Annotated in this window: 8 protein-coding genes; all 8 read left to right on the top strand. The window is 73.4% G+C overall.

The genetic code is table 11. The annotated features are described in order from the left end of the window. On the top strand, positions 1-459 hold a 459-nt coding region (locus AB0J68_RS23760), incomplete at its 5' end, for an ATP-binding cassette domain-containing protein (protein WP_363940512.1). Between the two features lie 58 nt (positions 460-517). Continuing rightward, positions 518-1,240, top strand: a complete 723-nt coding sequence (locus tag AB0J68_RS23755) for an ABC transporter ATP-binding protein (protein WP_363940511.1) — start codon at positions 518-520, stop codon at positions 1,238-1,240. 28 nt (positions 1,241-1,268) lie between these two features. Continuing rightward, the gene (locus AB0J68_RS23750; protein ID WP_355066448.1) at positions 1,269-2,147 is read left to right on the top strand and encodes a branched-chain amino acid ABC transporter permease; all 879 of its coding nucleotides are present in this window, start codon (positions 1,269-1,271) and stop codon (positions 2,145-2,147) included. After that, positions 2,144-3,259: a branched-chain amino acid ABC transporter permease gene (locus AB0J68_RS23745; protein WP_354861831.1), complete on the top strand. Its 1,116-nt coding sequence runs from the start codon at positions 2,144-2,146 to the stop codon at positions 3,257-3,259. Before AB0J68_RS23750 ends, AB0J68_RS23745 begins: the two co-directional genes overlap by 4 nt. A gap of 84 nt (positions 3,260-3,343) precedes the next feature. After that, complete coding sequence (locus AB0J68_RS23740) at positions 3,344-4,630, top strand: ABC transporter substrate-binding protein (RefSeq protein ID WP_355139960.1); 1,287 nt, start codon at positions 3,344-3,346, stop codon at positions 4,628-4,630. A gap of 133 nt (positions 4,631-4,763) precedes the next feature. Further along, positions 4,764-5,531 carry an SDR family oxidoreductase gene (locus AB0J68_RS23735; RefSeq protein WP_363940510.1) on the top strand — a complete coding sequence of 256 codons (768 nt, stop codon included), beginning with the start codon at positions 4,764-4,766 and terminating at the stop codon, positions 5,529-5,531. Positions 5,532-5,625: 94 nt separating this feature from the next. Further along, positions 5,626-6,237: a TetR/AcrR family transcriptional regulator gene (locus tag AB0J68_RS23730; protein WP_354861826.1), complete on the top strand. Its 612-nt coding sequence runs from the start codon at positions 5,626-5,628 to the stop codon at positions 6,235-6,237. 53 nt (positions 6,238-6,290) lie between these two features. Then, on the top strand, positions 6,291-6,687 hold a 397-nt coding region (locus AB0J68_RS23725; RefSeq protein WP_363940509.1), incomplete at its 3' end, for an ATP-binding protein.

The following is a 6,687-nucleotide window of genomic DNA, read 5'->3' as shown; positions in this document are numbered from 1 at the left end:
GCCGGCTTCGGGTCGGCGCTGCTCGGGCTGCCCCGCAGCGACCGCGACGAGCGCCGGCTGCGCGAGCACGCCCTGGACGTCCTCGACGACCTGGGGATCGCCCGGCACGCCGACGCCGCGCCGGGCACGCTGCCCTTCGCCGTACGCCAGCGGGTCGCCCTGGCCCGCGCGCTCGCCGCGCGGCCCCGGCTGCTGCTGCTCGACGAACCCGCCGGCGGCCTCGGCGCCGACGACATCGCCGAGCTCGCCGAGCTGGTGCGGCAGCTCCCCAAGCGCGACGCCGACCCGTGCGCGGTGCTGCTCGTCGAGCACCACATGGACCTGGTGATGGCCGTGTGCGACGAGCTCGTGGTGCTCGACTTCGGCCGGGTGATCGCCGCCGGCACGCCGGACGAGATCCGCGACGACACGACGGTCGCCGACGCCTACCTCGGTGCCCTCGTCGAGGAGACCTCGTGAGCGCGAGGACTGCGCGGGGCGCGCGAGCCGGGCGGTCGCGAACGAAGGAAGGCCCAGCGTGAGCGCGGCCGATCTGCTCGTGGTGCGGGGGCTGGTGGCCGGTTACGGTGCCGCGCCGGTGTTGCGGGCGGTCGACCTCACCGTGCCGGCCGGCACGATCGCCGCCGTCGTGGGCGCCAACGGCGCCGGCAAGACGACGCTGTTGCGGGCGCTCTCCGGCATGATCCGTCCGGCCGCCGGCCAGGTCGTCCTCGCGGGGGAGGACCTGCGGGGTACGCCGGTGGAGCAGCTCGTCCGGCGCGGCATGGCGCACGTGCCGGAGGGGCGGGGCGTGATCAGCGAGTTGACTGTCGACGAGAACCTGCGGCTCGGCGGGCTGTGGCGGCGTGACCGGGCGGACGCCGGCCGCGCCCTCGACGAGGTCTACCAGCTCTTCGAGCCGCTCGCCCGGCGTCGCCGGCACCTCGGCCACCAGCTCTCCGGTGGTGAGCGGCAGATGCTCGCGCTGGGCCGGGCGCTGGTCGGCCGGCCGCGCCTGCTGCTGCTCGACGAGCCGTCGCTCGGCCTGGCGCCCCGGGTGGTCGCCCGGACCATGGCGCTGCTGCGCCACCTGCGCGACCGCACCGGCCTGACCGTGCTGCTCGTCGAGCAGAACGTGCGCAGCGCGCTCGCCGTGGCCGACCAGGGCGTCGTGATGTCACTGGGCCAGGTGGTGATCGCCGCCCCGGCGGCCACGCTGCGCGACGACGACGACCTGCGCCACGCGTACCTCGGCTTCTGACCCACCTCGTCCCCTGGAGGGAGGACTGTTGGACCGCTTCGTCTTCCTCACCGTCGACGGTCTGTCGCGGGGCGCGGTGTACGCCGCGTTCGCGCTGGCGCTGGTGCTCATCTGGCGGGCGGCGCGGGTCGTCAACTTCGCCCAGGGGGCGATGGCCGTCGCCGCCGCGTACGTCGCGTACTCCGTGTCCGCCGCGACCGGCTCCTACTGGCTCGGCTTCCTGGTCGCGATCGTCGCCGGCCTGCTGCTCGGCGCGCTGGTGGACCGGGTCGTGATGCGGCACGTCGACCACGCGTCGCCGCTCAACCCGGTCATCGTCGCGCTCGGGCTGGTGCTGGTGCTCCAGGCCGTGCTGGGCATGGTGTACGGCAACGAGTTCCGCCCCGCCGACGTCCCGTTCAGCCGGTCCGCCCTCACCGTCGGCGGGGTGGCCGTGCTGTCGCCGTACGACCTGTTCGTCTTCGCCACGATCGGGGTGGTGGTCAGCGCGTTGGCCTGGATGTTCGCGCGTACCGCCGTCGGGTTGCGGATGCGCGCGGCGGCCTTCGCGCCGGAGGTCTCCCGCCTGCTCGGGGTCAACGTCGGCGGGATGTTGACGCTCGGCTGGGCGCTCGCCTCCGGCGTGGGCGCGCTCGCCGCGATGCTTGTCATCCCGACCGAGTTGGGCCTGCACCCGCACGCCATGGACCTGGTGTTCGTCTCGGCGTTCACCGCGGCGGTGGTCGGCGGGCTGGACAGTCCACCGGGGGCGGTGGTCGGTGGCCTGGTGGTGGGTCTGCTGCTCTCCTACGTCAGCGGGTACGCCGGCAGCGACCTCACCCCGCTGGCGGTGCTCGTCCTGCTGCTGGCGGTGCTGCTGGTCCGGCCCGGCGGGTTGTTCGCCCCGGTCGCGGCGAGGCGGGTGTGAGCGCCACCCGGGCGGCCCTGCCGCCGAGGCAGCGGCCGGCCCAGACCGGCGACCGTCCGGTCGACCGCGGGCGCCGCGGCTCCACGCTGCTGCGGCACCTCGCCGTGCTGCTCGCGGTGGGGCTGGTGCTGGTGGCGGTCAGCTACGCCGTCGAGCCGTTCCGCAACTTCCAGCTCGCCACGGTGGCGGCGTATCTCTGCGCCACCGCCGGGTTGACCGTCCTCACCGGGCTCAACGGTCAGCTGTCGCTGGGGCACGGGGCGTTGATGGCGACCGGCGCGTACACCGTGGCCCTGTGCCAGAACGCGTTCGCCGACCGGGGGTTGACCGGCGGTTGGCTGTTGCCGCTGTCGCTGGTCGCGGCGGTGCTGGGCACGGTCGCGGTCGGCGCGGTGGTCGGTGTGGCGGCGGCCCGGCTGCGCGGGCCCTACCTCGCCGGGGTGACGCTCGCCGTGGCCGTCGTGGTGCCGGCGTTGGCCGTCACCTTCGACGGCGTGTTCAACGGCGAGCAGGGGCTGTCGGTGCCGGTGGAGCCGCCGCCGATGGCGCTCGGCGCGTACTTCCCGTACGAGCGGTGGCAGCTCTGGCTCTCGGGCGCTGCCACCCTGCTGGCCCTGCTGCTGGTGGCGAACCTCATCCGCAGCCGGTACGGGCGGACCTTCCGGGCGGTCCGCGACGACGAGGTGGCGGCCCGGCTCGCGGGCATCCACGTGGCCCGCACGCAGGTTCTCGCCTTCGTGGTCAGTGCCGCCACCGCCGGGCTCGGTGGCGGACTGCTCGCGATGCTCGCGCAGAGCGTCTCGCCCGGGGCGTTCTCGCTGACCCTGTCACTCTTCCTGCTGATGGCGGTGGTGATCGGTGGCCTCGGTCGCCTCGCCGGCGCGCTGTGGGGGGCCGTGCTGCTGGTCGCCCTGCCCGATCTCACCCATTCCGTGACCGAGCTGCTCACCCTTTCGCCGGCGGTGGCGCAGCGGCTGGAGGGCAACCTCCCGCTGGCGATCTTCGGCGGCACGCTGATCGTCGTGATGATCGCCGCGCCCGGCGGTGTGCAGGGTCTGCTGTCCCGTCTCGGCCGAGGGCTGCGGGCCCGCTGGCCGGCGCGGCGTTCCTGAGCTGTCCTCGGCCCGGCCTCGGCCGGGCGCCTCACCACCACACCGTTCCCAGAAGAACCGGACCGAGAAAGGTCGGTGTTTCCCATGCACCGTACGGCACGACGCGGTCTCGCGATCGCCAGCACCATCGCCCTGCTCGTCACCGCCGCGGGCTGTGGCGGCGACGACGGCCCCACCTCCGGCGGGGGGTCGGTGCCGGGGGTCACCGACACCGAGATCGTCGTCGGCACCCACATGCCGCTCACCGGACCGGCCTCGGCCGGCTACTCCAAGATCGCCCCGGCGACGAAGGCGTACTTCGACTACGTCAACGCCAACGGCGGCGTGCACGGCCGGAAGATCACCTACAAGATCATGGACGACGGCTACAACCCGGCGAACACCCAGCAGGTGGTACGCCAGCTCGTCCTGCAGGACAAGGTCTTCGCCATCCTCAACGGCCTGGGCACGCCGACGCACACAGGTGTGCTCGACTTCCTCAGGACCAACCGGGTGCCCGATCTCTTCGTCGCCTCCGGCAGCCGCAGCTGGGACCAGCCCGACAAGTATCCCGGCACGTTCGGCTTCAACCCGGACTACACGATCGAGGGCAAGATCCTCGCCAACTACACGAAGGCGAACCTGGCCGGCCAGAAGGTCTGCTTCCTCGGTCAGGACGACGACTTCGGCCGCGACAGCCTGGCCGGCGTGGAGAAGGTGCTCGGCGCCGGGGCGGTGGCCGTCAAGCAGACGTACGTCACCAGCAACACCAACGTCGCGCCGCAGATCGGCGCGTTCAAGGCGGCCGGCTGTCAGGTCGTCATGCTGGCGACCGTGCCCGGCTTCACCGCGCTGTCCATCGGCACCGCCGCACGGCTGGGCTTCAAGCCGCAGTGGCTGGTCTCCAACGTCGGCGCCGACCACCCGACCCTGGCCAAGCAGCTCGGTGCCGCCGCCCCGCTGCTGGAGGGCATGGTCGGCACCAACTACCTGCCGATGCAGAACGACACCGCGAACCCGTGGATCCAGCTCTTCACGAAGATCAACAAGACGCACAACGGTGACGCGCCGTTCGACGGCAACACCGTCTACGGCATGTCGGTCGGCTACCTCTTCGTGCAGGTGCTCCTCGCCGCCGGCAAGGACGTCACCCGCGAGAAGGTGCTCGACGCGGTCCAGAAGGGCGGCTTCCAGGGCCCCGGGCTCGCGCCGCTGCGCTTCTCCGCCGACGACCACTCCGGCTACGGCGGGCAGCGGTTGAGCCGGGTGAGCGGGGGAGTGCAGAGCTACTTCGGGCCGACGTACGAGACCGACGACGGGGACGGGCCGGTCACCGAGTACAGCGCCCCGCCGGTCGCGCCGCCGGCGAACGGGGTGCCGACCGTCTCCTGACGAGCCCGCCATCGCCTCGTACGACCCGGGGGTCACCGCCTCCGGGTCGTACGAGCGTGCCCGGATTCCGTGCGCGGCGCCGACGGGTGCCGGCCGTTGACCGACACCGATCAGTCCTCCTACTATCTGCACTGTGGATGCAATTTCAGGTCGACTCGCGGGTCGGGTCGCCATCGTCACCGGCGCCAGTCGCGGGATCGGCCTGGCCATCGCCCGACGACTCGTCGCCGAGGGCGCCCGGGTGGGTCTGACCGCCCGCCGTCCCGAGGCGCTCGCCGACGCGGTAGTCGCCCTCGGCGGCCCCGCGTACGCCGTGGCCGTGCCCGGCCGGGCCGACGACCCGGAGCACCGGGCCGAGGCGGTGCGGCAGGTCGGCGCGGCGTTCGGGCCGGTGGACCTGCTGGTCAACAACACCGGCATCAACCCCGTGCACGGCCCGCTGGTCGAGCTGGACCTGGCCGCCGCCCGCAAGATCCTCGACGTCAACCTCGTCGCCGCGCTGGGCTGGGTACAGGAGGTCTGCGCCGCCGGCATGACCGAGCGGGGCGGCTGCGTGGTCAACGTCTCCTCGATCGCCGGCCGCGCGCCGTCGCCGGGCATCGCCCTCTACGGCGTGAGCAAGGCCGCGCTCAACCACCTCACCGCCAGTCTCGCCGTCGAGCTGGGGCCGACGATCCGGGTCAACGCCGTCGCCCCCGGGGTGGTCAAGACCCGCTTCGCCGCGGTGCTCTACGAGGGGCGCGAGGACGAGGTCGCGGCGCGGTACCCCCTCGGTCGGCTCGGTGTCGCGCCGGACGTGGCGGGCGCGGTCGCCTTCCTGGCCGGCCCCGACGCCGCCTGGATCACCGGACAGACCATCGTCTGCGACGGTGGCGTCACGCTGGCCGGCCGGCCCGGATGACACCTCCCGTGCGCGCTCGGAGGTGCCTGATCATCGCCTGTCTAGACTCGGCGGGGAGCCGGGCGACGTCGTGGCGGTGAAGGGGCGGGGGCGGATGAACAGGGTCGAGGCCCCGGGGCGGGTGGACGGGCGGACGGCCCGGGCCGAGCGCACCCGGGCAGCCATCGTCGAGGCGCACCTGGCACTCATCGCCGAGGGCGACCTGCGGCCGACCGGGGAGCGCATCGCCGAACGGGCCGGCATCTCACTGCGGACACTCTGGACCAACTTCAAGGACATGGAGACGCTCTTCGAGGCGAGCGGCGCCGAGGTGCTGCGCCAGCAGGATGCCGCCTACCGGCCGATCTCGCCCGCGTTGCCGCTGGCCAAGCGGGTCGACGCGTACTGCCGGCAGCGGGCACGGCTGCTCCAGCTCATCGCGCCGTCGGCGCGGGCCGCGCAGATGCGCGAGCCGGTCTCCGACCAACTGCACCGCAACCGCCTCAAGCACATCGACCGGGTGCGCGACGAGGTCGAGCACCTCTTCGCCGCCGAGCTGACGAACGCCGGGCGGGGGCGCGAGCAGCTGCTCAACGCGGTGGTGGCGGCGAGCATGTGGCCGGCCTGGTCGATGCTGCGCTACGGCCTCGGGCTGGGCGTGGACCAGGCCCGCGCGGTGATGTCCCGGACGGTCGGCGCGCTGCTCGCCGAGGTCACGACCGACTGATCCCGGCTCGTCCCCTCTTTCCATCCGGTGACCGATGGGTGACACTGGGACGCATGGTTACTGCATACTCAGTGCAAATAACCGTGTTGCGCGGCCGGGACGACCAGTGCCAAGCCATCCGGACTCTGCTCGACGGCGTGCCCGACGGCGGTGGGGCTCTGCTCCTGCACGGCGAGCCGGGCTCGGGCCGGACGGCGCTGCTCTCCTACGCCCACCGGTACGCGAAGGACTGCACCGTCCTCGCCGGCGCCGGGCTGCCCGAGGAGGCGACGCTGCCGTACGCCGGCCTGCAACGCCTGCTCGATCCGGTGCTCGACCGGGCCGCCGCCCTGCCCGAGCCGCGACGGCACCTGCTGCGCCGGGCGTTGGACGGCGAGGGCTGCCGGCCCGAGCGCCGGCTGGCCCTGTCGGTGGCCGTCCTCGGTCTGCTCGCCGCGGCCGCCCGGGAGC

The organism is Micromonospora sp. NPDC049580, from assembly GCF_040675595.1.
Taxonomy (GTDB): domain Bacteria; phylum Actinomycetota; class Actinomycetes; order Mycobacteriales; family Micromonosporaceae; genus Micromonospora.
Note: the sequence above shows the minus strand (reverse complement) of the source record. Positions and strands in the feature narration are given on the sequence as shown.